The organism is Bradyrhizobium sp. 76, assembly GCF_023073025.1.
In the GTDB taxonomy this organism is placed as follows: Bacteria; Pseudomonadota; Alphaproteobacteria; order Rhizobiales; family Xanthobacteraceae; genus Bradyrhizobium.
Genome location: NZ_JADPIS010000109.1, coordinates 316875 through 341713, shown reverse-complemented (window position 1 = coordinate 341713; position 24839 = coordinate 316875). Strand labels below are relative to the sequence as shown.

Sequence of the window (24839 nt, the reverse complement as noted above, 5' to 3'; positions counted from 1 at the left end):
AACCACCGACAAGAGACCCGTCATGAGACGCGCCGACCGGCTGTTTCAAATCATCCAGGTGCTGAGGCGCACGCGTAAGCCGCTGACGGCGGACGCCATCGCGGCCGAGCTCGAGACCTCGAAGCGCACGATCTATCGCGACATCGCCACGCTGATCGGCCAGCGCGTGCCCATCCGCGGTGAAGCCGGCATGGGCTACATCCTGGAAAAGGGTTTTGACCTGCCGCCTTTGATGCTGACACCCGACGAGATCGAGGCGGCGGTGCTGGGCGCGCAATGGGTCGCCGGCCATGCCGATCCCGCGCTGGCGCGCGCGGCTGAAGATCTGATGGCCAAGATCGCCGACACTGTCCCGGAGCGCCTGCGTCCCTTCGTGCTGGAGCCGGCAAGCCGGGCCCGGCCGAGCTGGAACAGGGAGCCCGACCGCCTGGACATGGCGCGCACACGCACCCAGATCCACGAAGGCAAGAAGATCATGCTGCGCTATCGCGACGAGCAGGGCCGCGCCAGCGAGCGCATGATCTGGCCGATTTCGATCGGCTATCTCGAAGCCGTGCGCCTGCTCGCGGCCTGGTGCGAGCTGCGCGGAGACTTCCGCAGCTTCCGCACCGACCGCGTGGTCGACGCGACCTATCCCGATGAGAGATATCCTGAAAGGCGCGACGTGCTGCGCGCAAAATGGCGGCAGAGCCTGGTCTGGGGCCCGCCCAAGGATACGTGAAGGACACGTGACGATGGACGAGAACGCCCCCATCGACCTGTCGAGCTGCTGCCAGAGTTGCGGCGCCTGCTGCGGCTATTCGGCGAACTGGCCGCGCTTCTCGATCGAGAGCGACGAGGAGCTCGCCGCGATTCCCGAAGCGCTCGTCAACGACCGTCAATCCGGCATGCGCTGCGAAGGCGATCGCTGTTCGGCGTTGCAGGGAGAGATCGGACAAGCGACCGCGTGCGGCATCTACGCAGTGCGGCCGGACGTGTGCCGCACGTGCATGCCGGGCGACGCCGAATGCGCGATGGCGCGACGGAAATTCGGGCTGCCAATGATCGCGAGCGTTTAGGCCGGGACGGCTTCGCTGATCTCGTCGTCGATCTCGTCGTCCAGCGGCGCGAGCACCGAGAGCGGCTTGGTCGACAGCGTGATCGGCTTGCGCCCACCGGACAGCGACGGCGAGGATTTCGCCGCGCCTTCGCGCGCAAGCGCGTAGAGCGTCGAACCGACACGGCCGCCGTTCTCGATCAGGTCGCGCTCGTTGCAGCTGCCTGCGATCGCGACCGCCAGCGAATGCAGATGGCTTCGGCGATAGCAGAACAGCGCTAGCCTGGCGCGCGCGTCAGGGGAAACACTTTCAACCAGCCTCGGCAGGCCACTCTCGCTGGCGCGGTACATCTCGCCAAGGAGTTCGTCGCGGACCGGGCACGAATCGCCTTCAAAGGTATCGCGGCTTGAAAACATTGCAGTTCTCCCTCGTCTGGGAAGATGCAGTGCAATTCTCTAATGAAAGGTTAACCACGCTGCCCGGTAGTCACCCGGGGTCCTTGCGCGTGGGCCGCGAATCAATGGGCTGGAAAGGGTTTTCTCTGTGGCCATCCTTCGAGACACCTGCCTTCGGCGGGCCCTCAGGATGAGGTCTGCTTCTGCTGAAAGATTCTCAGCCCTCGTGGCGAGGAGGCGCGAAGCGCCGTCTCGAACCACGCAGGCCCGCCAGCCACTCCAGACGGCCGCCAGCGCTCAGTTCGCCGCCATGAAGATGGAGAGGCCGAAGCCGGTCAGATGGTGCAGGGCTTGGTCGACACCGATCAGGGTCCAGAACCAGGGATGCGCAAGATCGACACCGAAATTGGCCGAGACGAGGCCCTTGGCGCGGTCGATCGTGATGTGGATCACGAAGTCGATCAGTGCCACAAACCAGAATTTCGGCGCCACGATCAGGATGAGCGGCAGCGCAACCGCAAGGTGAACCAGGCAGTGCACCAGGAGCGGCAGGGCCCAGCCGTGCTTCTGGTCCTTGCCATGCGCCATCCAGGCGGTCTGGAGGACGAAATCAGCGATGATGTGCTTGAACGTCAGCAGCAACATCCAACCAATGAGGGCTTCGACCGGAACCGCCGATGACAGGGGTGGAAACGACAAGGCGCCCTCGTTGACGTGACAGGAAGAATTGGAGCGTTCAGCGCAATCTCTTCCTGGGCCGGTCAAATCGCCGGGACCTGCGATTTATGACACCTCCCGCGGCGGAATGCAGCCGGGGGAACCGGAAAATCGCCAACTGTGGCTAACTGGTGATAGGATGACCAATCGCCGCGGCCGGGTTGAGTAAGGTTACCTTCGGCTCGGAATTTGCATTCCGCGGCCTGCGCGCTATCATTGCCGGCAGAGAATATCGTTCTTTTTTCAGACGTTTACGAATTACAGGGCGACCGCAGCGATCGCATCCGCGATGCCGCCCGCCACCGGAAGCATAAGGCCAGAGTGCTGCCATGAGTACTGAGGGCCCGACCTCATCGCCGATCGAGCCACCGCCCCGGCGACCCAAGGTGATCAAGACCAATCAGCAGCAGGTCTTCCTCTACGTCGTGCTGACCCTGCTGTTGTCGCTTGCCACCGTCTGGGGCGGCCGCATGCTGGTGCACAGTTCGGAGACGCTGACCTTTGCCGTCGGCGCCCCTAACAGCGACGAGGCGCTGTTCGCAGCCAAGCTCGCCGCCGTCCTGAAGAACAACGCCTCGCGCTTCCGGATCAAGATCGTCAACAACGTCGACAACGCCAAGGCGATCGCCCAGTTCGATCGCAAGCAGGCTGACCTCGCGGTGCTGCGCACCGACGCCAAGGTGCCGCTGCGGGCACGCACACTCGCGATCCTCGAGCACGATCTCGTGCTGCTGCTCGGGCCCGGAAACAAGAAGATCAGGTCGCTCGCCGAGCTGAAGAAGAAGAAGGTCGCCGTCCTCGCCGACAACGAATCATCGCTCGCCTTTGTCCGCGGCATCCTCGACATTCCCGACGGCGCGGACGCGGCGAGGATCCAGATGGCGCCGCCGGGCGCAACGCTCGACAAGCTGTTCGCGCCGGCAAGCGGCTTTGGCGCGGTCGTCGCCATCGTCCACGCCTCGAGGGCGGTGCGGGACAAGGCGTATGAGCAGGTCGCCCGGCGCGGCGGCTTCACGCTGAACGCCATCGACGAGGCAAAAGCGCTGGCGCGCAGGATCCCCGGCATTTCCAGCGAGACGCTGACGGCGGGCACGCTGTCTGCATCACCGGAAATTCCCGACGACGATCTCGACACGATCGGGCTCGAATGGTTGCTGGTCGCCCAATCCCGGATGTCGCCGACGGCGGCCGGGGAGCTCGCGCGCAGCGTCTACGAGAACAAGTCCGCGCTCGGGCTCGACAACGGCTTTGCCAGCAGAATCGAACCCGCCTCCGTCGAGAAGGACGCCTTCGTGATGGCGCATCAAGGGGCGGCCGACTACATCAACGACGACACCAAGTCGTTCATGGATAAGTACAGCGACCTGATGTATCTGGCCGCTGCCGCGCTCAGCGTCATCGGCTCGATCTTCGCCGCGATCTACGCCAAGATCACCCGGATCGCGCCGGAGAAGGCCAGCGAGCTTTCCACCGCCATCCTCGACATCGGCGAGCGGATTGAACACGCGCATTCGCTCGACCAGCTCGAATGTCTCCAGGACGAGCTGGAAGGCATCTTGCGCGGCGCGGTCATCGGCTTGCGAGACGGCACGATCAGTACCGACGGGCTCGATACCTTCAAGCTCGGCTACGAATTCGTCCGCGACGAGATCGGCATGCGCCGCGACTACCTCAAGCGCCATGCGGGCGAGGGCGAGAAGGCCGCTCAGGATGCGGCCCCTCCCCACCACGACGAGAGCAATGTCGTGGTGGTGAAGACAGCTCAGAGTGCCTGACCTATCGATTTGAAGATCTGCGGTGACGCTTGCCGGCACGTCCGCGAAGGACTGGGGGACCCTCGTCCGGGAACCGTCCCTGTCCACAACCGTTTGTTCTCGGATCAACCGGAGACCGCGCCATGCGTGCACTCCTCATCATCTTCCTGCTGGGAATGTTGGCCGCGGTTGGCTATTTCGCTTACTCCGCGATGGCGGTCGAGGGCGAGCCGATTCCGACGGAAGGCTATGTGGCGCTGGCGCTGGGGGCCGGGTTTTCCGTTCTTGTCGGCATCGGCTTGATGGTGCTGCTGTTCTTCAGCAGCCGTCGCGGCTACGACGAACCGCCGCATTTCAAGTAGCGGCACGTGGCCCGCGGCCGCGCCCGTCGTTGACGGCCTCGACCAGGGCAGGCACTTTGGCACCGAGGTTCCAGTCGGGGACCGCAAAGACAAAACCGAGCCGCCTTCCCGCATGTCCAAGCCGCTGATCTCCGCTCTGGCCCAGTTCGCGGCCGCCACGGCCGGCCGCAACATGACCAGGGCGGCCTATGTGGCCGTCGCCGTCGGCGTGCTCGGCATGGTGCTGCTGACGGTCAGCCCGGCCTATGAGACGGCGCATCGCTGGGTCGATGCCCTGCTTTGGACCTGCCTCGTCTACTTCGTGTTCGAATGGGTGGTCCGGCTGCGCCATATGGCGCGACAGGGGCGCCTTGCACTCTACATGTCCTCCTCCGCCGGGCTGGTCGACGCGGTCGGTGCGTTGGCGGTGCCGGCCGCGCTGATTCTCGGGATCGAGCCCAGGACGGCGTGGCTGCTCAGCGTGCTCTGGGTGCTGAAGGTGGTGCCGGGCATTCCCGGCCTGCGGCAGCTCCGCCGCGTGCTGGTGCTCGAATCGGGGCCGCTGCTCAGCGTGCTCGTGATCTTCCTGATGGTGGTCTTCCTGGCCTCGGTCGCCGAATATTTCCTGGAGCGGGACGTGCAGCCGCAGACCTTCGGCAGCGTCCCCGCCGCGCTGTGGTGGGCCGTCGCAACCCTGACGACGACGGGTTATGGCGACGTCGTGCCGGTGACGCCGCTGGGCCGCATGGTGGCCGCGCTGGTGATGATCTCCGGCCTCGGTGTGTTCGGCCTCTGGACCGGTATTTTGGCGACCGGCTTTGCCGCGGAGACCCGGCGCGACAATTTCCTCAAGACCTGGGAATCCGTCAGCAAAGTGCCGTTCTTCGCGGCGCTCGGACCGGCGGCCATCGCCGACGTCACCCACATGCTGCGAACCATGGAGCTGCCGGCGCGCACCATGATCATCCGCAAGGGTGCACAGGGCGATTGCATGTATTTCATCGCCGCGGGCGAGGTCGAGGTCGACCTGCCCGGCAAGAAGGTGCAGCTCGGCGATGGCGCGTTCTTCGGCGAGATGGCCTTGCTCGGCAACAATTTGCGCGGCGCCAATGTCTCAACCACCAAGGTGTCGCGGCTGCTCGTGCTCGACCTCGTCGACTTCCGCGTGCTGATGGCGCGGCATCCCGATCTCGCCGAGACCATCGATGCCGAGGCGAAGCGGCGCACGCTCGAAAACAAATAAATGGCGACAAGCAAATAAATGGAGACAAGAATGTCGGACATCACCGACGCAGCCACTGGCCCGCTGCTCGACCTCGTTGGTGCACGCGCCACCATCCGCCTCAATCGTCCCAAACACCTCAACCGGCTCCAGGCCGAGGATCTCGGCGAGCTGGTCAAACTGTTCGATCGGGTCGAGGCCGATCCTGCTATCCGCGTGCTGGTGTTGACCGGCACCGGGCGCGCCTTCTCCGCGGGCTATGATCTCAACTCGGTTGCCGAGCGCGCGGTCAGTGCGAACGAGCAGCAGAGCGCGGGCTCCGCCTTTGAGGTAGTCGTCAACCGGCTGGAGGATCTCGGCGTCCCCACGATCTGCCGGCTCAACGGCGGCGTCTATGGCGGCGCGACCGATCTCGCGCTCGCCTGCGACTTCCGCATCGGCGTGGATACCGCCGAGATGTTCATGCCCGCGGCACGCCTCGGGCTGCATTACTACAGCAGCGGCATCAAGCGTTACGTGACACGGCTCGGCGTCGACAATGCAAAAAAGCTGTTCCTGACCGCGCAAAAGATCAGCGCGCCGGAGATGCTGCGGATCGGCTATCTCACCGATATGGTGGCGGTCGAGTTTCTGGATGAGGAGGTCGATAGGCTCGCCAACATCCTCGCCGGCAACGCGCCGCAGGCGATGCGCGGCATGAAGCGCGCGATCAACGAATTCGCCCGCGGCGAACTCGACGAGCAAGGCGCCGACCAGCGCCACCGTGACAGCATGCGCGGCGACGAGATCAAGGAAGGCATCAAGGCCTTCGCGGAGAAGCGGCCGCCAATTTTCTGATCACGCCCGCTTCGACCGCATCGCCCGCACCTGCGTGAGCTTCGGATCGCGGGCAAGCGCCTGGTAGCGTTTGCTCTCGATGGGATAGAGCGCGATCCTGCCCTTGCTATCTGCATGAACGCCGCAGCCGAAGCGCTTGCCCAGGCTCGACGCCCTCATGCACGCCTGCCCTCGGGAGAAGAACGCTTCACGGGCCGCCTGCTTCTCTGTTTCCATCGCCTTCACGGCGAGTTCGCGTCCTGGCGCAGACGTCGCGAAGATCACGTCGTCGGACGTGTATTTGTAAGGCGCCTTCGCGATCATCCCGTATTGCAGGCACGCCACCGTCGGCTTTCCCGCGCGTAGCGGCGGCTCTTCGCCTGTGCGCGCAGGACAATCTTCAGCAACCTGGATGAAGGTGTTGAAGCAGTTGGTCGTGTGCATCAGCTTCGTCATCTTCAACCTTATCACTCAGCCCTGAAGCGCCGCAGCATGCTGCGTAGCCATCTCGGCGTCGGCCGCGTTGATGCGCTGGAACGCCGGCCGCGAGGTCATGCGTTCGGCATAGCGGACGAACACGTCCTTTTTCGGCACAATGCCGAACATCATGGTCCAGCTGAACGCGACGCCCCACAGCACATCCGCGGCCGTCATGCGCTCGCCGAGCAGATACGGTCCCTTCGACAGCTGCGCCTCGAGCGCGCCAAGCATGGTGTCATAGTCGGCATAAGGCGATTGCGTGATCGGTGCCGGCTCGCGCTGCATGAACTTGTCGATCAGGGCCGGCTCGAACGAGGCGCCGTAATAGGCGATCCAGCGCAGATAGGGGCCGCGCAGCGGATCGTTCAGCGCGGGTGTGAGCCCGGCCTGCGGAAACAAATCGGCGAGGTAGATGGTGATCGCGACCTGCTCGGTCACAAGCTGCCCGCTGTGGTGGATCGCTGGCACCTTGCCGAGCGGGTTGATGGCGAGGTAGGCCGGCTGGCGCTGCTCGCCCGCCTTCATGTTGAGGACATGAAGATCATAGGGCGCCCCCAGTTCCTCCAGCAGCACCCGCGTGCCGGTGGCGCGGCTTTGCGGCGAATAATACAGCGTGATGCGGTTCGGATCGGTCATGGCGGTCTCCATCTGGCCGGCTGGCAAATGGCATTGTAGCGGACCATACCTGACATCCTATGTCAGGTATGGTTTAAGGGACCATGCGCGCGAGCCGGATGCTGTCGATCCTCACCACCTTGCAGGCCAAGGGGCACGTCACCGCGCCCGAGCTCGCGGAGGCCTGCGAAGTCTCGGTGCGCACGATCTACCGCGACATCGACGCGCTCGCGGCGTCCGGCGTCCCCGTCTATGCCGACCGCGGTGCGGAGGGCGGCTATCGCCTGCTCGACGGCTATCGCGTGCGGCTGAACGGTCTGTCGCAAAGCGAGGCGGAAGCGCTGTTCCTGGCGGGATTGCCGGGCCCGGCGGCGGCGTTCGGGCTGGATGCGGCGATGATCGCCGCACAGAACAAGCTGATGGCCGCCCTGCCCGCCAATTTGCGCGAAGACGCCGGACGGATGCAGGAGCGTTTTCACCTCGACGCGCCGGGCTGGTTCGGCGAGGCGGAAGAACCCAAGCATCTGCGCACCATCGCCGCCGCGACCCTGCGCGGGACACTGATCAAGATCCGCTACCAGAGCTGGCGCGCCGAGAAGCAGCGTCGCGTCGCGCCGCTCGGTCTCGTGCTGAAAGGTGGCAGCTGGTATCTGGCAGGTCTGGTCGACGGCAGCGTGCGGACCTATCGAGTCGCGCGCGTGCTCGACTGCACGGCGCTCGAAGATCGCTGTGAGCGGCCCGCCGGTTTCGATCTCGCCGCCTATTGGCGGGACGCAACGCTGCGTCTCGAGGCCGAGATGCATCCCAATGTCGCGATCGCTCGGCTGTCGCCCTTCGGCGTGAAACTGCTCGACGCGCTGAGCCAGCCTTACGTCAGGGCGCGTACGCAGCTCGAAGAGACCGCGGATGCGGACGGCTGGCGCATTGCCAGAGTGCCGACCGGCAAGACGTCATGGCATGCCGCCGCCGAATTGTTGCGGCTCGGGCCCGAGGCCGAAGTACTGGAGCCGGCCGATCTGCGCGAGAAGATGGCCGAGCTGACAGAAGCGATGGCTGTGCGCTATCGCGCGGCGCGGAAAGCAGGACGGCGGCGCAACGCACCGCGACCGACGAAACACTCCTGAAACACGATTCTCCCCTGCCTGCATGAACGCATCCGCGTTTCGGCTCGACCGAGATGCAGGGACACAACAACGGCCCCTGCGCCACACTGGAGAATGAAGATGTTTCGTAAGCTTGCACTTGGTCTGATCGTCGCCGGCTCGCTCGGCGTTGCCGCTCTCACCCCCACCGCCGCGTCGGCCCACGGCTTCCACCATCACTGGGGTCCCAGCTGGGGCTTTGGCGGGGTCTACGTCAACAGCGGCGTCAACAATTGCTATCAGGAGCGCGTCGTCCAGACCCGCCACGGCCTGCGCGTCCGCGTCGTGAACGTCTGCGCGTACGGGATCTACTGATATCCCGCATTCACGACAAAGCCCCGATCGCACCGCGATCGGGGCTTTGCACGTCAAATTTCGTCGGCTAGCCGGCCTGTCTATGTCGGCGAAACCAGGCCCAGGTCTCGCGCGTCGTCCTGATGTAGCCGCGGCCGCGGTGGACGATCTCGCCGTCGACGATCCCGTTCAGCTTCGGCAGCGCGTGGAACGGGATCGTGGGATAAGCGTGGTGCTCGACATGGTAAGGCATATTCCACGCAACCCATTTGACGATTGCGCCGGTGTAGGTGGTGCGGGTGTTCTGGAATGCGCTGCGGGTGCGCTCGCAGCCGGTGTGCTCGGCGTAGAGATAGGGCCGCAGGAAGAACTGCCCAATGATCAGCGGCACGATCCAGACCCAGAGCAGCAGCGCCGACGAGAACCACAGCGAGAGCACGAGCAGCAGCGCATAAAGTGCGACGTAAGCGCGCGCCTCGGTGACGATGATGGTGCGTCTGTTCTCGGGGATCCAGGGCACGACGACCTTGCCGGTGACGGCATGGTCGAGCATCAACCGCAAGCGTCCGGCGACCTGAAGCAGGCCGCTATAGGCGATCGCGAGCTGCGTGTCCGATGTGGGCTTCACGCCGACGATCAGTTCGGGGTCCTTGTCAGGATCCTGGGTGTAGCGATGATGGTCCCAGTGAAACAGGCAATAATATTCGTAGGGCAATCCGATGATGAAGCCTGAGAGATAGCCGACCACGAGGTTGAGACCGCGGCTTTTGAACGCGGTCTTGTGTGCGGTCTCGTGCACAGCCATGAACAGGAAGGCGACGAGATAGCCTTGCACCGCCATCAGCGGCAGCGCCCAGAGCACGCCATGGCGTGAGGCGACCATCCAGATCAGCCCGCCGATCAGCAGGATCACGCCGTAATGGCCGAGGCTCTGCACGGCACCCCTGAGGTTGGACCGCACCGACAGTTCACGCAGCATCGCCGGCGCCAGCGGCTTCAGCCGATGGCCGGACTCTGAAACGGTTGCGTCGATCATGATCGGATGCCTGCCCTACTTGCCGAGAAGCTCTGCGATCTCGGCCTTGATGAAGGCCCGATCGCGCGCATTGTTGACGGGGTTGCCGGCGCGATGGCCGTGCAGCGACGGGATCGGATGCAGCACCGCAGAGCGCGCATTGACCAGCTGGCCGAGTTCGTCCTCGTTGTCGCGGAGGTCGAAATAGCGGTCGGTCGCACCGGGCATCAGCAACATGTGCGCGTTGATCGCACCGAGTGCGCGATCGAAATCGCCATCGAAGGTCGTGCAGCGGCTGACATCGCCGTTCTGCCAGATCCCGATCTGCGCCAGGAGATCGTTGGCATCGCGCCGGGCAAACGCCGCATCCCAGGTGCGGACGAGATAGTCGTCCAGCGAGGTGAAGCCTGCTTCGCGCCAGATCTCGTCGCGATAGAAGCCGTGCGACATCGCCCAACCTGCGTAGACGCGCCCCATGGCGCGATAGCCCGCGACAGGCTTCTCGACGAAGCGGCCGTCGCGGAAGGCGGGATCGGCGGTCAGCGCGGCCTTCACGCTTTCCAGGAAGACGTAATTATAGGGCGCGCAACGGGCACTGCCGCAGACGACGGCCGCCCGCTCGACCATATCGGGATGCAGCGCCGCCCAGTGATAGGCCTGCATGCCGCCCATCGACCAGCCATAGACCAGGGCAAGCTTCGAGATGCCGAACCGCTCGGTGAGCAGCCGGTGCTGGACCGCGATGGCATCGTGATAGGTCAGGATCGGGAACGGCGCGGCGGTATTCGACGGCGAGGACGACAGCCCGTTACCGAACAGATTCGGGATGATGATGAAGTAGCGCGTGGCGTCGAGCACCCCGTCGGGGCCAATCAGCCACTCGGTGTCGGTGTGCTGCGCGCTGAACGAGGTCGGATAGAGAATCACGTTGTCCTTGTCCGGACTGAGCGTGCCGTAGGTCTTGTAGGCGAGCTTGAGCGAAGGGACGATGGTCCCGGACCGGAGCGCGACGTCGCCGGCCTCGAAAATCTCGTAGTCCCGCCCTGCCGTCATCGACCGAACTCCCGCTCACGCGGCAGCGCGCCGCGGAAACAGCGATGCATCGATAATGCCGGTCCCGCAGACGCATCGTCGCGTCCAATAACTGTACTTATAGTCCATTTATTATGGACCAGCAAGATAAATCCGGTCGCGCGCCGGGTCAGGCGATGGCGGCGAGATAGCGCGCGACAGAGGCCGCGAATGCGGCCTTGGCGCTTGCGGCGATGTTGCGGCCCCACCAGGCGCCGTAGATGCGATCGAAGGCCAGCGGCTCGACGGCAGCCGCAATCCGTCGCACCGCGGCGGCATTGAGTGGCATGTAGTTCGGATAGGAGTACATGAAGCTGACGAAGCGGCGATCCATCGTGACCTGCGCGATATCGCCGGTGAGTAGCGCGCCCTTGCCGTCCGCACCGCTCGCGTGATGCAGCATGGCGGCGCCGGCGAAATGACCGCCGGTGCGCAGCAGCAGCACATCGTCGGAGATGCGATGGCTGTCGCCGGTCCAGTGCACGATCGCCGCATGCGGACGCGTCACCCATTGGCGATCATCGGCGTGCAAATAGACCGGCACCCCGCCAAACGCCTCGCTCCAATCGGCGAGCGCGCCATAGTAATGCGGATGCGAGATCGCGATCGCCTTCAGGCCGCCGAGTGACCGCACATGCGCGATCGCCTCCGGCGTCGCCAGCGGGACGCAGTCCCACATCAGCCAGCCGTCCGCGAGCGGCACCAGCAGCGCGCGCTGGCCGATGGCAAAGCTTGGCTCGAGCGCGAGGCCGGTCAGGCCGAGATCGTCGCGCCAGACCATGCGGTGACGTTCCGAGAGCGCCTCGCGCGTGAGGAAAGTCTGGCCCTTCCACCCGACGTATTGCCGTTCGTCCTCGCAAATTTCACAGGACGTTGGCGGATTTTCGCCCGGAAATTGCGCGCCGCAGGTTTCGCAGGTCCAGAGGGGCATGCCGTACTCCCGACAGAGACGATCCAACGTCAATAAGGAATTGCTGGCGGTGACCGCAAGCCCCACCGACCGGGCGAGACCTGGAACCAACCCGATCAGCGCTCGTTAAACTCTCGTCCGTGCCAGATCGATTGGCTGAAAGGATCATGTCCCACCCGCCGTATCCCGGCTGAGACCACGTTTTTGGTATCGATGACATCGCGGTCCCCCTCCTCGTCTCGTATCTGGCCCCTGTTCGCTCTCAACTTCTTCATGGCCGACATGCAGTCGGGCATTGGCCCGTTCGTCGGCGTCTTCCTCCAGGAGCGCGGCTGGGCCAGCGGATTGATCGGCACCGCGATGACGATCGGCAATGTCGCGGGCATGCTGATCACGACGCCGATCGGCGGCTTCATCGACGCCAGCCGCAACAAGCGCATGTGGGTTGTGATTCCCGGCATCTGCGTGGTGCTCGCCTCCGCGATCATCCTGATCTCGCAGAATTTCTGGGCGGTGACATTCTCGCAGGTCGCACAATCGCTGGCGAGCGCTGCGATCGTGCCGGCGGTAACCGGCATCACGCTCGGCATCGCCAAGCAGAAGGGCTTCAACGCGCTCAACGGCCGTAACCAGGCGTTCAACCACGCCGGCAACATGGTCGGCGCCGCGCTGTCGGGCTATCTCGGTTACAGGTTCGGCTATGTCTCCGTGTTCGTGCTGGCGGCAATCTTCGGCGCCATCGCGATCGCTTGCGTGATGATGATCCCGGCCAAGGCGATCGACGATCGCGCCGCGCGCGGCAGCAAGGAGGACGATCCCGACAGCGCGCCGGACGCGCTCACGATGCTGCTCAAGCACCGCGCGCTGCTCGTGCTGGCACTGGCGCTCGCGCTATTCCATCTCGGCAACGCCGCCATCGTGCCGCTCTATAGCCTGGCGGCGGTCGCCGAAGGCCAGGCCAACGGCCCGAGCTTCGTCGCGACCACCGTGGTGATCGCACAAGGCGTCATGGTCATCACCTCGCTGATCGCCATGAAGGCGGCGAGCAAGCGCAACTACTGGCCTATCATCCTCGTCTCCTTCATGTTCCTGCCCATCCGCGGCGTGCTCGCCTTCTTCGTCACGGGATGGTGGGGCGTCGTGCCGATGCAGGTGCTCGACGGCATCGGCACCGGGCTCCAGACGGTTGCCGTCCCGGGCATGGTCGCGCGCTCGCTCAACGGCACCGGCCGCATCAATCTCGGCCAGGGCGCCGTCATCACCGTGCAGGGCATCGGCGCGAGCCTCAGCCCCGCGCTGGGCGGCTGGATCGCGCAATGGATCGGCTACGGCCCGACCTTCCTGCTGCTCGGCGGTTTTGGCCTCGCGTCCATGGCACTGTGGTTCGCGTTCGGCGCGGCTGTAAAGAAGTATTGAGGCGAGCCTTCTCAGCCGTCATTGCGAGGAGGGAAGCGACGAAGCAATCCAGGCTGTCTCTGCGGAAAGATTCTGGATTGCTTCGCTGCGCTCGCAATGACGATGTAGGACGAGTTGCGCGCTGCAGCTCTCGCCGAATTCCGCTCAACCAAACTCCACCACGATCTTGCCGAAATGGCTGCCTTGCTGCATCAACCGCAACGCGTCGGGCACGGCATCGAAGGCAAAACTGCGGTCGATCACCGGCTTCATGCCATTGCGGCTAATCGCTGCCGTCATACCCTCGAACATACGGCGGCTGCCGACAGAGAGGCCGATGACGTGCAAATTCTTGGAGAACAGGCTTGGAATCGCGATCTGCTGCGAGAAGCCGGAGAGCACGCCAATCACCAGAATGGTACCGCCGATCCGCGCCGCCTCGAGTGACTGCGAGAACGTATCCTTGCCGCCGACCTCGACGACGTGGTCGACGCCGCCGCCGGTCCACTCTGCCGCGGCCTTGCCCCACTCAGGAACCGAGCGATAGTTGATCGTGTGATCGGCGCCGAGCGCACGAGCGCGTTCGAGCTTCTCGTCACTCGATGACGTTACGATCACGCTCCCGCCTGCAAGTTTGGCAAATTGCAATGCGAAGATCGACACGCCGCCGGTACCCTGCACCAGAACGGTGTCGCCGGGCTTCACCTTGGCTTCCTCGAACAGTGCGCGCCAGGCGGTTAGCCCGGCGCAAGGCAGCGTCGCCGCTTCCTGGAAAGAGAGATGCGACGGAATGCGGCTGACACCCTCCGCGTCCAGCAACATGACTTCCTGCAACACACCCGGACGCGTGCCACCGAGCGCGTAGCGCCGGCTCGCGGCTGAAACCGCTCCGTCGATCCACGATTGGAAGAACATCGGGCAGACGCGGTCCCCGACTGCTACGCGGGAAACGCCGTCGCCGGCGGCGATCACCTCGCCGGCGCCATCGGAGAACGGGATCAGCGGCAATCTGGTGACGCCACCCTTGCCCTGCACCGTGAGCAGATCGCGATAATTCAGCGATGCCGCCCGCATGCGCACCGCGACCTGCCCCGGACCGGGCTTGGGCTCGGGTAGATCGGCGAGCTCCATTCCCTCGATCGACCAGTCCCGCGCGATTTGCCAGACTTTCATGGTCGGGCGCTCCGCGTCAGGTCCCAAAATTCTTCTGGATCGCCTTGTCGAGCGTTTCGCTGCCGACGAAGCGCTGGCGCAGCTCGCGCTTGAGCAGCTTGCCGCTCGGGTTCTTGGGCAGGGCATCGACGAAGATGACGCGCTTGGGCACCTTGAAATGCGCCATCTGGCCGGCGCAATGCCTGATGACGGACTCCTCGTCGAGCTTCTCGCCGCTCTTGACCACGACGATCGCAGTCACCGCCTCGATCCAGCGCGGATCGGGCAGGCCTACCACCGCAACCTCCGACACGGCAGGGATGCGGTAGACCATCTCCTCGACCTCGCGGCTGGCGACGTTTTCGCCGCCCGTCTTGATCATGTCCTTGACTCGATCGACCACGGTGATGTGGCCCTCGTCATCGACGGTGGCGAGATCGCCGGAGTGAAACCAGCCGCCGGAGAACGCCGCCGCCGTCTTGACCGGATCGTTGTAATAGCCGGAGAGCAGATGCGGCGAGCGGTGCACGATCTCGCCGACCTCGCCGACCTTCACATCCTCCATTGAAGTATTGACCACGCGGGTCTCGACATTGAGCACGGGCTTGCCGGCAGAGCCGGCCTTGCGCAGCTGGTCCGCGGGACCCAGCACGGTCGCGAGCGGCGCGATCTCGGTCTGGCCGTAGAAATTCCAGAATTTCACGCTGGGCAGGCGGCGCTGAAGCTCGAGCAACACCTCCACCGGCATGATCGAGGCGCCGTAATAACCCTTCTGCAAGGTCGACAAATCCGTGTTGTCGAAATTGGGCGAGCGCAGCATCGCGATCCAGATCGTCGGCGGCGCAAAGAACGACGTGATCCTGTGCGTCTGGATCAATGACAGAATGTTGTCGGCGGTCGGCTTGCCCGTGATCACGCCGGAGGCGCCGAGATAGATTTGCGGCCCCAGGAACACGTCGAGCTGCGCGCAATGATAGAGCGGAAGCGCGTGCAGGAATTTGTCGTCCACGCTCATGCCGCCGTCGATGATGCAGCTGACATACTGCCACATCACCGCTTCATGGGTCAGCATCGCGCCCTTGGGCAGCGACTCCGTACCGCTGGTGTAGACGATCTGCGCGAGATCGCGACTGTCGACCGACGCCTCGAGGTACGAGCCGTCGGCATCGAGCAGATCGTCGAAGCTGGTGAGGCCCGCGGGCGCCGTGGCAGGATCCTCACCCGGCAGCCAGATCATCTTCTCGACCGCGCAATCCCTGGCGCTGGCCGCGCGCGCGGACTCGACGAAATCAGGGCCGGCCGCGAGCAGCTTTGCGCCGGAGCTCTTCAGGATGAAGTTGATCTCGTCCGGATTGAGCATGAAGTTGATCGGCACCAGCACCGCGCCGATCCGGGCCAATGCGAACCGGAGCGCCGCAAAGGCGTGCGAATTGCGCGAGAGCACGGCGAAGCGGTCACCCTTTTTCACGCCGAGGCCAAGCAGGCCGCGGCCGAGCCGATTGCAGATCGCGTCCATCTCGGCAAAAGTCCAGCTCACATTGCCGCAGCTGACCGCGAGCTTGCCAGGATCGCGACCCGCTGCGCGGCGCAGAAGGTCGCCGATGGAATGCTCGCGGGCCTTCGAGATGGTGGCTGCGATATCGCCGGTCATTTCCGTTCCCCTGGATTTTTTCTCTTCGCGAGGGCCGCCTGAGCACAGGTCAGGCCACCGCATTCACCCGCTTCTTGTTCTCTGCAAAAGCGTAGTCGGGGCAACCGGCCGCGTCAAATCAGCCAGCGAGCGCGGCGCCGTTACGCAAGAGTTGACGCTTCAGGGGGGCAAATCTAGCCTCGTGCACCAACGATAGAGTTTGGGGAAATGCCATGTGCCGAATTATGCGTGCCGCCCTAGCGGCCGGATTGACTGCGTTTCTGATCAGCCCGTCTCTCGCCCAGCAGGCGCCGCTCAAGATCGGCGTGCTCTCCGACTTCTCCTCGGTCTATTCCGACATCGGAGGCCAGGGGAATGTCGAGGCCACCAAAATGGCGATCGAGGATTTCGGCGGGCAGATGTTCGGCAAGCCTATCGACATGGTCAGCGCCGATGTGCTGAACAAGCCCGATGTCGCCTCGACCATCGCGCGAAAGTGGTGGGAGACCGAAGGCGTCGATATGATCATCGACCTGCCGACATCCGCCACCGCGCTCGCGGTGATGGAGCTGTCGAAGCAGTACGAGAAGATCATGATCGTGACGGATGCGGCGAGCTCCGACATTACCGGAAAGTCCTGCTCGCCCTACACCGCGCACTGGACCTACGACACTTATTCCAACGCGCACACGGTTGGCAGCGCCATCGTCAAGAACGGCGGCGACAGCTGGTTTTTCCTCACCGCGGATTATGTGTTCGGCCATTCGATCGAACGCGACACCGGCGACGTCGTGAGGGCCGCGGGCGGCAAGGTGCTCGGCAGCGTCAAGCATCCGCTAAACACCGCGGACTTCTCCTCCTTCCTGCTCCAGGCCCAGGCCTCCAAGGCCAAGATCATCGGGCTTGCGAACGGCGGCGGCGACACCATCAACGCAATCAAGCAGGCCGGTGAGTTCGGCATCGTCGCCGGCGGCCAGAACCTGGCTGCGATCGTGATGTTCATCTCCGACGTGCACAGCTTAGGGCTGAAGCTCGCGCAGGGACTGATCATCACCGAGGCCTATTACTGGGACCTCAACGACAAGACCCGCGCTTTCGGCAAGCGTTTCATGGAGCGCGTCAAGCGCATGCCGACGATGAACCAGGCGGCGACCTACAGCGCGACGCTGCACTACCTGAAGGCGGTGCAGGCCGCCGGCACAAGGGACACCAAAACCGTCATGGCCAAGATGCGCGAGTTGCCGGTGAAGGATGCCTTCACCGACAACGGCAGCTTACGCGAAGACGGCCGCATGGTGCACAGCATGTATCTGTTCCAGGTGAAGAAGCCCGAGGAGTCCAAGGGCCCGTGGGACTACTACAAGCTGCTCGCCGAAGTCGCTGCCGACCAGGCCTTCCGGCCCCTGAAGGACGGCGGCTGCCCTCTTGTGAAGTGAGCCAGCAGGACGGACAAGGTATAGGGTCGCGAGCCCTGTCGGTATAAGCTCAAAGCTTGTGCCCCTTCTGGCGCAGCGCCTCGATCAGGCGCTGCTTCAACTCGTCCGCCGTCTTCTGGCCGACGTCCTGGCCGATCTGCGCGCTTGCCTGCGCCAGCGCATCCGACTTCTCCAGAAGCTTCTTCCCGGCCGGCTGGACATAGAAAGCCTCGATCTGACGCAGCTCGTCGATGCTGAAGCTCTGGGCATAGAGGGCTGAGACCTGATCGACCATCGAGTTGAGGGCCGGGGTGTAGATCTCGGAACCGGGTGCCGTCACCGCGTCATAGTCGCGCTCGATCTCCGGCCTGTCCTGCGCGACCACGGGCCTCAGCTTGAGCAGGAGTTGCGGCAACAGCGCGCGATACTGGTCCGCGATCTTCAAGGTGACCACGAGCTTGCGCGCCGCGCTCATCGCCTCCGGCGACGGTGCTTGCGCCGACGCACCACAAATCAGGAGCAGGAGGGCGCCGGCGATCATCAACACAAGTCTGGACATGAACTTCTCCGTTGGATCTCTCCGCCAAAATACAGGCCGGCGAACCTCAATGACCCGCGGGCGCCACGGCAGACCTGTCCGCGGGCGCGCTTTCCAGGACGGTGTCGGCCTCCTCGATCTCCGTCACCTTCACGAACAGGTTCGGCACCCGTCCGGCCCGGTCGAGCAGCCAGGCGGCTGCGATCATGATGACGATGCCGACGACGGAGACCGCGAGCTGCTCCCAGACCCCCTTGGTGTATTGCGTCAGGATCCAGTGCGCCGAGAACGACAGGAAGACGCCGAGGCAGAAGATCGGCAGCGAATGCTGGCCGCAGAGGATCACGGGGCGCAGCCATGCCCCGTGCAGGGTCCGCCATTTACGCGAGATGAGATGCGTCACCCAGATCGCCAGCGCCAGGAAATGCGTGAAGCGCAGCATGTCGAGGTCGGTCTTGTCGATCGGGTAGATCGCCTTGATCATCCATTTCGGGATCAGGGCTTCGAGCACGGGGACGTGCCAGGTCATCACGATCAGCAGCGCGAAGGCGAGCCAGGCCGCAGCCAGCGCCATCGCCGCCTTGGACCACACCCATGTCGCGATCTTGTCGATCTGGCCGATGCCGCACCAGGCCGCGAACACGAACATCAGCTGCCAGCAGAACGGGTTGAAGTACCAGTGCGTGCCGGGCGGATAGGAGGCGACGTTCCAGTCGAACCAGCGCGCCAGCACGTAGAGCACCACGGACGCGGCGAGCGTCAGGTTCGGCCGCCGCACCAGGCACCACACGATGAAAGGCGAGGCGAACACCAGCGTGATGTAGAGCGGCAGCACGTCGAGATTGACCGGCTTGTACTTCAGGAGGATCGCCTGCCCGATCAGCTCGTCCGGATGCGACAGGAAATTGAACACGTTGAACTCGTGCTCGTACATCGGATTGTCGAAGCGGCGCGCGGTGCGGGCGATCTGCGCCGTGAACAGCAGGAACAGCATGATGTGGGCGACATACATCTCGATCGCGCGCCGCCACAGCCGCTTCAGCGCGGCGGCAAACCAGCCGCCCGCGACGATCGGGCCGTAGATCCAGCCGACCAGATAACCGGAGATGAAGACGAAGAATTCGGCGGCGTCGCTGAAGCCGTAATTGCGCAAGGTCAGCCAGGCCACGACGTCGTGCGGGATGTGGTCGAGGAAGATCATCCACAGACCGATGCCGCGGAAGAGATCGAGCCGCAGGTCGCGCTCGACCGGCGCGAGCAGCGCTGACTGGTCCCGTGTAATCATGGCCCCGCCTCGTTCGGTGGGCGTCGCGCCGTCGCGGCGCCGGAAAATCGAATGCTAAAAAATTGAAATCAAAAGTCGCCTGGCCGTGTGGCCAGGGCCGACGGTAGCCGACCTTGCTGCGCGTGCAAGGGCATAGTCATCGGAGCGGGCCGCGCCAGCGTGCCGTCCTCTGCGCCGCGCCATGAAGGGCCCTTCAAGATAAACGGGCGAAAACAACCCCATGCACAGTAGCTAACTCCTTGCGACGCCTGCTGAATTTATTTGACGCGTCGGGCAGATTTCGGCCGCGATGGCAGCCCGGCCGCCGCTACCGTCAGCTGAGCTCGTCACCCGCCGCCTGCATCTCGTTGAGCATCGCCTCGGCTTTGTGCCGCAGCGGCAGCGCGCCGCTCTCGGCGGCGATCGCGATGGTCGCGCGCAGGGCGCCAAGGATCGCCGCCTTGGCCTCCGCATCCGACGGCGGCGTCACCACGGCCTCGCCGAATAGCGCCTCCGCCTCCAGGCCGGAGAACCCCTGTTGCCGCGCGGTGTTGCGCGCCTCGCGCAGCATGTTCTGCGCGGCCTGGACGTCGCCGAGCCGGTGGGTGGCGAGCGCCAGGTAGATCGAGCTGCGCAGCACCGCCGAGGTATAGCCGACGGCCTTGGCCTCCTCACGCGCCTCCGTCAGCATGCCGCGCGCCCGGTCGAACCGCCCCTGCTCCAGATAGGCCATGCCGAGATGGCAGGCGAGCACCGGCACGAACAGCCGGATGCCGTGCTTCTGCGCCAGGACAAAACCATCCTCGAGAATGGCCGCGGCCGCCGCCGGCTCGCCGCGGCCGAGCTTCAGGCAGCCGCCGCTGTAGGCGGCGGCGACACGGTCATAGGGCCGGCCCGTCTCCTCCGCGATCGCGGCGGCTTGTTGCTGGAGTTGTTCGGCGGCATCGAGCTCGCCCATGACGGTGTGGGTAATGCTGCTCATCATGCAGCAGAGCAACAATGCGTATTTCGGTGTCGAGCCGAAAGGCGCGCTGGGCTCCGGCCCCATCAGCTGAGCGCAGCTCCGGGCGAAGAATCGATCAGCTTCACGGTAGCGCCCGGCAAGAAAATACACCTGTCCGAGCCCGTAGTGCGCGGCATTGAGCCATCCAGGATTACCCCACTCCTCCGCGAGGTGCGCGACTTGCTCACCGAGGGTGATCGCTTCGATGGGCGTGCCGTAGAAATTTTGTGCAGCCGCCATAACCGTCATGGCCGCCACCTTCCGTCCGATGTCGTTGATCGCACCGGCGCGACGCTCAGCCTCCTTGCCGAGGTTGAGCCATTCGGCAATCTGGCCAGACGCAATGAATGCCGCACGCGCCTCGATACGAACATCCACGGCGCTCGCCTCCCTCAAGGGATTCGCCGGCATCATGTCCAAAGACCTCATGGCTACCTCGAAATAGTCAGCCGCATCGGCAAATGCCGACCGCGCCAGACATCTTCTCGCCGAAGCCCTGCCATAGCTGAACGACTTGTCCCAATCCTTCGCCCGCGTGGCGTGGTAGCAGAGCTTGTCGGGATCGTCGGCACTGCCTTCGCTGTCCTCCAGGGCCGAAAGAACGCGCGCATGGATGTCTTCGCGTACCTTTTCGACCATCGAGTCATAGGTGACCTGCCGGACCATCTCATGCCGGAATTCCAGGGAATTCTCCAATTCGCTATCGATCCTGACAAGCAACTCAGCGCGATCGAGCGCCGCGAGGCACCCCTGGAGAACGTCACGAGACAGGGCTGCGATCTTTTCAAGCAAGGCTTCGTTCGATCTCGGCCCCAAAGTGGCGGCGATCTGCAGAATGGACCGTTCTTGCTTCGATACCCGATCGAGGCGCGCTGCAATCACGCCCTGGATGCTGCTGGGAATGCCGAGTTCGTCGATCGGACGCACGAGCGCAAGATCGCCCCATTGGCCACGCAGCGTGCCGCTATCCTTCAACCCGCGGCAGACCTCCTCGATGAACAGGGGAACGTTGGCAGTATGAGAAATGATCCGGCTCTTCAAATCGGCGTTGGTCTCCGAGGAGCCAAGCATGTCTGCCAGCATGGCCAACCCCGAATCGTCGTCGAGGGGCCGCATCGCGACGATCTCGGCGTGACAGCGCGCGATCCAGACCGGCATGCCATTCGGCCGGGAGGTGAACAGCACGAGAAGACCGGGCGCCTGTAGCGACGCAACGGCGGCTACGACGATATCGCTCGCACGGTCAATCCAGTGCAGATCCTCGAGCAAGACTACCGTTGGCTGGCGATGGGCCAGGCTTCCAACGAGGGCACAGCTTGCGTCTGCGATCGCTTGTCCCCGTGCGTGAGGCTCCAGCTCGTCCCAGTACGGATTCGATATCGGTAGGTCGAGCACTGCGTCGAGGGCGCACTGTTGTATCGCCGGCAGATCGTCCCGAGGATCGCTTGGACTGCCGGGGTGTCTTGCTGTCCCCTCCAGGATCGAGAGCAAGAGCCGCTTGAGCGTGCTGAAGGGCGCGCCTTGGAGGTTCGGGCTACATTCCGCATCGATCAACCGCCAGCCATCCGCTCTCAGCTGCTGGGCAAACTCGTGCGCGAGCCGCGATTTTCCGATACCCGCATCGCCCAGCAGCAGGACGCTCTGCCGGGTTGTCCTGGCGTTTCCGGAGGTGCGCTCCAGCAGAGCCCGCTCAATCGTGCGATCGACGAAGCGAGAAACGCTACGCGCCCGCCGTACCCGCCAGCTCGACAGGTCGCTCGCGCCCACGATCCGGTAGACCGGCACGGGCTGATTGAAGCCGCGCAGGGACTTGTCGCCCAATGATTCGAACCGGACATGTCCCTCGGCGAGCTTTTGACAGGCCTCCGAGACGTAGATCTGATTCGCCTCTGCCGCCGCCTCCAACCGCGCGGCCAGATGCTGGGCGGCGCCCCCGATCTCGTAAACCTTGGAGAACTCGCTGGCGACCATGTAGGCCACGACATGGCCAGAGTGGAGACCGACCCGCACCTGAAGTCCGGGGTCACCCAGGCTTGCGACGCGGCGGACGAGCTCGATCGCGGCGTGGCAGGCCATCGGGGCATGATTGTCATCCGCGATCGGGGCGCCGAACACCGCGGCAAGCCCATCGCCCAGCTCCTTGCTGACGATGCCGCCGAACTGCCGAACCGCGCCTCTCATGGACGCCAGGGCCGGCTCCAGGCGCGAGACCGCCTCCTCCGGATCCAGTTCGGCAACAAGCCCGGTGGAATCAATCACATCGGCCCGTAAAATCGTGACGAACCGTCGTTCGCTGTCGGGATCGGAACGTTGCACGCCTGCACCGCAATTGGGACACCGGCTGTCGCCAGGGTCGATCGTCGACTGACATGCCGCGCAATGCATTCCCGTGCTTTCAAGGCCTTGCAGCGGCATCGTCGGTCGGCCTCTGCGAACGAAGCAATAAGATCGCTTATGGAAACCTGGTTAGCAACGGGGCATGCGGCTCATCTTGGGCAAACATCCTCGAGCCGGTTGCTGATCTGGACGATTCACAGTCCCAGGTGGTAGCTTACCGAAAGCTGCGCGAAAAACAGGCTGCGTATGACGAGCCGCCAGGCTCGTGTTGTGGTCGTCAAGCTTCGCGGAGCTGCACATTTCCCGGGAAAGCCAAGTACTCATTGAGGGGCAAAATACATGGGCATGAGAGTATATACGGGTAAGCCATTTAAGGACCTGATGAATGGCAACTACTACCCATTGGAGAACATGAAGAAGAGCGTAAAGAAGCTCAAGGCCTCGGAAAATATCCACCTCCCGACATTGGAATACGGCCAATATCACCTAGTTTTGACGCCGAAGAGCAAGTGGCCGCAGGGAAGCGCGAAGCACTGGCAGAAGGAGAAGGGCCGCGCTCGCGTCGATCTCACGTTCCAACCGAATACCACACCGCTGTCGAAGGACGAGCCGAACGTGATTCCCCTGACGCGATGCGCGTTGCTCGATGCCTGTGTCCGGAAGTGCTTCAACTCGGAGCCTCCGATTCCCATGAAGACCAACATCATCACGCATGCGCCGGCCGATCGCGGCGCTGACCGGCATGAGATTCGGCTGGAGTGGGAGTACGAGGCAGACAGCAAGACGCCCACGCTGCTCAATCTGACGATGGTCTGTCCGCACAGACCCTGAGCTTCGGATAGTACGCAAGAACGCATTACGCCTGCGCATTAGCGCGGGCTTAATGTTTGCTTCCGATCGCCGCCCGCCCCAAGGGGCAGCCCTCGCGCTCGCCAAGAGCTGTCGAAGGAAGCAGCACGGCCAAGCCGCTGGTCCTATCCGCCGCTTCCGAAAAACCGGTTCAGCTCGTACGCAGTCTGCTGCGGAAGCTCCTCCGGGAAGAAGTGCCCGCCATCAAGCGGCTTTCCGTCCAAATCATCGGCCCAGCTCCGCCAGAGCCCCAACGGGCCGCCCTCGCTCGCATACCACGCGTTCAGAGGGCCGCGACCGCTCCAGAGCACGAGCACAGGGCAGTCAATTCGGCGGCCGGAACGACGGTCCGCCAGATCGTGCGCGTGATCGAGTGTCGCGGCCGCACGATATTCCTCGCAGATCGCATGAACATGCGCCTCGTCGCTCAACGCGTCGATATAGGCTGCCCGCACCGCCGGACTGAAGCTGCCAGCTGAAGACCCCCAGCCATGCAGCGCATTGTCGATGATGGCATCGGGGGCTGCCGACAACAGCCGCTCGGGAAGAGGTTCAGGCTGCGCAAGCAACGACCACGGCCAATAGCCGACCGTCAGGTTCTTGTCGGCGCGCTCCCAGGCATCGGCGATCGGAACGATGTCCAGGACGGCAAGCCGCTGCACGCGTTCGCGGTGATCAAGCGCGAGCCGATAGGCGACACGGCCGCCGCGATCATGGCCCGCGACCGAGAAACGGTCGAAGCCGAGTTTCGTCATGACGGACACCATGTCCTTTGCCATTGCTCGTTTTGCATATGGCGTATGGTCCGGACTGGAGGGAGGACAATCGCTTTGGCCATATCCGCGAAGATCGGCGCAGACCACCGTGAAGTTCTGCGCGAGCACCGGCGCAACGTCGCGCCACATCAGATGCGTCTGCGGAAATCCGTGCAACAGGAGAACGGCCGGCCCCGAACCGGCGCGACGGATGAAGATTCGTGTCTCATCCGCCCGAACATCGGCGGCCTCGAAATCTTCGAACTGCATTGGCCCTCTCCTTCCGAACGACGGCAAGCCAACAAGTGAGCACCGGACGCGCCGGTGACTCGTGTTGACGCCCGGCGCCATCCCGGGTTCCTTCCCGGACGGCATGCTCTGGACGGATCGCGCTTGCGCTCGGGACCTCCACCGACGGCGACGGGACGTGCTTCGGCATGGTCCGAACGAACCAAGGCTCAGCCAAAGCAGGACATGCATGCTCGAGGACACCCAAAACAAAAATGGCCCGCGTGATGCGGGCCATTTTCGGATCGGGACCGGTCAGGTCCGAACTTGGTTGCGGGGATAGGATTTGAACCTATGACCTTCAGGTTATGAGCCTGACGAGCTACCGGGCTGCTCCACCCCGCGTTAACCGTTGCTTTGCCTTCGTGAAAGTGCCGGGGACGGTGAATGAAGGGCCGGCGCTG

General features: G+C 64.0%; 24 protein-coding genes and 1 tRNA gene. 11 read left to right on the top strand and 14 right to left on the bottom strand.

What is annotated here, in order from left to right; all coding sequences use genetic code 11:
- Positions 1–22: 22 nt before the first annotated feature.
- Together IVB48_RS31315 and IVB48_RS31310 are read left to right on the top strand one after the other, a co-directional pair.
- Positions 23–721: a YafY family protein gene (locus IVB48_RS31315; RefSeq protein ID WP_027570145.1), complete on the top strand. Its 699-nt coding sequence runs from the start codon at positions 23–25 to the stop codon at positions 719–721.
- Between the two features lie 13 nt (positions 722–734).
- On the top strand, positions 735–1058 hold the full coding sequence (locus IVB48_RS31310) for a YkgJ family cysteine cluster protein (protein WP_247406170.1): 324 nt from the start codon (positions 735–737) through the stop codon (positions 1056–1058).
- Here the strand turns inward: IVB48_RS31310 and IVB48_RS31305 are convergent.
- Both IVB48_RS31305 and IVB48_RS31300 read right to left on the bottom strand, forming a co-directional pair.
- A complete protein-coding gene (locus IVB48_RS31305) occupies positions 1055–1453 on the bottom strand; it encodes a hypothetical protein (RefSeq protein ID WP_007599645.1) in 399 nt (132 codons plus the stop codon). The genes IVB48_RS31310 and IVB48_RS31305 overlap by 4 nt on opposite strands.
- A gap of 276 nt (positions 1454–1729) precedes the next feature.
- Positions 1730–2077 (bottom strand): DUF3307 domain-containing protein, encoded by a 348-nt coding sequence (locus tag IVB48_RS31300; RefSeq protein WP_018458457.1) that lies wholly within the window; start codon positions 2075–2077, stop codon positions 1730–1732.
- Positions 2078–2478: 401 nt separating this feature from the next.
- Between IVB48_RS31300 and IVB48_RS31295 the strand changes: the two genes are divergently transcribed.
- The 4 genes from IVB48_RS31295 to IVB48_RS31280 all read left to right on the top strand — a co-directional run bounded on the left by IVB48_RS31295 (position 2479) and on the right by IVB48_RS31280 (position 6303).
- On the top strand, positions 2479–3924 hold the full coding sequence (locus IVB48_RS31295) for a TAXI family TRAP transporter solute-binding subunit (RefSeq protein WP_247406167.1): 1446 nt from the start codon (positions 2479–2481) through the stop codon (positions 3922–3924).
- 122 nt (positions 3925–4046) lie between these two features.
- Positions 4047–4265, top strand: coding sequence for a hypothetical protein (locus IVB48_RS31290; protein WP_007605264.1), 219 nt, complete (start codon positions 4047–4049; stop codon positions 4263–4265).
- A gap of 112 nt (positions 4266–4377) precedes the next feature.
- Positions 4378–5487, top strand: coding sequence for a cyclic nucleotide-gated ion channel (locus IVB48_RS31285; protein ID WP_247406164.1), 1110 nt, complete (start codon positions 4378–4380; stop codon positions 5485–5487).
- Positions 5488–5517: 30 nt separating this feature from the next.
- A complete protein-coding gene (locus tag IVB48_RS31280; RefSeq protein ID WP_027570140.1) occupies positions 5518–6303 on the top strand; it encodes an enoyl-CoA hydratase/isomerase family protein in 786 nt (261 codons plus the stop codon).
- Here the strand turns inward: IVB48_RS31280 and IVB48_RS31275 are convergent, their stop codons facing one another.
- A complete protein-coding gene (locus IVB48_RS31275; protein WP_247406161.1) occupies positions 6304–6738 on the bottom strand; it encodes a DUF6157 family protein in 435 nt (144 codons plus the stop codon).
- Positions 6739–6753: 15 nt separating this feature from the next.
- Positions 6754–7398, bottom strand: coding sequence for a glutathione S-transferase family protein (locus IVB48_RS31270; protein WP_247406158.1), 645 nt, complete (start codon positions 7396–7398; stop codon positions 6754–6756).
- 83 nt (positions 7399–7481) lie between these two features.
- Here IVB48_RS31270 and IVB48_RS31265 point away from each other — a divergent pair, with 83 nt between their 5' ends.
- On the top strand, positions 7482–8501 hold the full coding sequence (locus IVB48_RS31265; protein WP_247406156.1) for a YafY family protein: 1020 nt from the start codon (positions 7482–7484) through the stop codon (positions 8499–8501).
- Positions 8502–8600: 99 nt separating this feature from the next.
- Positions 8601–8834 carry a hypothetical protein gene (locus IVB48_RS31260; RefSeq protein WP_247406153.1) on the top strand — a complete coding sequence of 78 codons (234 nt, stop codon included), beginning with the start codon at positions 8601–8603 and terminating at the stop codon, positions 8832–8834.
- 67 nt (positions 8835–8901) lie between these two features.
- On the opposite strand, the gene IVB48_RS31255 is transcribed toward IVB48_RS31260, so the two are convergent.
- The 3 genes from IVB48_RS31255 to IVB48_RS31245 all read right to left on the bottom strand — a co-directional run bounded on the left by IVB48_RS31255 (position 8902) and on the right by IVB48_RS31245 (position 11830).
- Complete coding sequence (locus IVB48_RS31255) at positions 8902–9849, bottom strand: fatty acid desaturase (RefSeq protein WP_247406150.1); 948 nt, start codon at positions 9847–9849, stop codon at positions 8902–8904.
- 15 nt (positions 9850–9864) lie between these two features.
- Positions 9865–10881: an alpha/beta fold hydrolase gene (locus IVB48_RS31250; RefSeq protein ID WP_247406147.1), complete on the bottom strand. Its 1017-nt coding sequence runs from the start codon at positions 10879–10881 to the stop codon at positions 9865–9867.
- Positions 10882–11029: 148 nt separating this feature from the next.
- Positions 11030–11830: an MBL fold metallo-hydrolase gene (locus IVB48_RS31245; protein ID WP_027570133.1), complete on the bottom strand. Its 801-nt coding sequence runs from the start codon at positions 11828–11830 to the stop codon at positions 11030–11032.
- A 192-nt stretch (positions 11831–12022) separates the two neighbouring features.
- Here IVB48_RS31245 and IVB48_RS31240 point away from each other — a divergent pair, with 192 nt between their 5' ends.
- Positions 12023–13225 (top strand): MFS transporter, encoded by a 1203-nt coding sequence (locus IVB48_RS31240; RefSeq protein WP_247283394.1) that lies wholly within the window; start codon positions 12023–12025, stop codon positions 13223–13225.
- A 144-nt stretch (positions 13226–13369) separates the two neighbouring features.
- Here the strand turns inward: IVB48_RS31240 and IVB48_RS31235 are convergent, their stop codons facing one another.
- Positions 13370–14377: an NAD(P)-dependent alcohol dehydrogenase gene (locus IVB48_RS31235; protein WP_247406144.1), complete on the bottom strand. Its 1008-nt coding sequence runs from the start codon at positions 14375–14377 to the stop codon at positions 13370–13372.
- Between the two features lie 16 nt (positions 14378–14393).
- Complete coding sequence (locus IVB48_RS31230) at positions 14394–16007, bottom strand: acyl-CoA synthetase (protein ID WP_247406140.1); 1614 nt, start codon at positions 16005–16007, stop codon at positions 14394–14396.
- A gap of 212 nt (positions 16008–16219) precedes the next feature.
- On the opposite strand from IVB48_RS31230, the gene IVB48_RS31225 reads away from it, so the two are divergent.
- Positions 16220–17422, top strand: a complete 1203-nt coding sequence (locus IVB48_RS31225; RefSeq protein ID WP_247362875.1) for an ABC transporter substrate-binding protein — start codon at positions 16220–16222, stop codon at positions 17420–17422.
- A 49-nt stretch (positions 17423–17471) separates the two neighbouring features.
- On the opposite strand, the gene IVB48_RS31220 is transcribed toward IVB48_RS31225, so the two are convergent.
- The 3 genes from IVB48_RS31220 to IVB48_RS31210 form a co-directional block, all read right to left on the bottom strand.
- Positions 17472–17960, bottom strand: a complete 489-nt coding sequence (locus IVB48_RS31220) for a DUF2059 domain-containing protein (protein ID WP_247283386.1) — start codon at positions 17958–17960, stop codon at positions 17472–17474.
- 46 nt (positions 17961–18006) lie between these two features.
- A complete protein-coding gene (locus IVB48_RS31215; protein WP_247406137.1) occupies positions 18007–19224 on the bottom strand; it encodes an OpgC domain-containing protein in 1218 nt (405 codons plus the stop codon).
- Positions 19225–19537: 313 nt separating this feature from the next.
- Positions 19538–22591: an adenylate/guanylate cyclase domain-containing protein gene (locus IVB48_RS31210; protein WP_247406466.1), complete on the bottom strand. Its 3054-nt coding sequence runs from the start codon at positions 22589–22591 to the stop codon at positions 19538–19540.
- Positions 22592–22882: 291 nt separating this feature from the next.
- Here IVB48_RS31210 and IVB48_RS31205 point away from each other — a divergent pair, with 291 nt between their 5' ends.
- Positions 22883–23374 carry a hypothetical protein gene (locus tag IVB48_RS31205; RefSeq protein ID WP_247406135.1) on the top strand — a complete coding sequence of 164 codons (492 nt, stop codon included), beginning with the start codon at positions 22883–22885 and terminating at the stop codon, positions 23372–23374.
- 143 nt (positions 23375–23517) lie between these two features.
- Here the strand turns inward: IVB48_RS31205 and IVB48_RS31200 are convergent, their stop codons facing one another.
- Positions 23518–24417 carry an alpha/beta hydrolase gene (locus IVB48_RS31200; RefSeq protein ID WP_247406133.1) on the bottom strand — a complete coding sequence of 300 codons (900 nt, stop codon included), beginning with the start codon at positions 24415–24417 and terminating at the stop codon, positions 23518–23520.
- Between the two features lie 286 nt (positions 24418–24703).
- Positions 24704–24780: transfer RNA gene (locus IVB48_RS31195), tRNA-Met, on the bottom strand.
- Positions 24781–24839 lie beyond the last annotated feature (59 nt).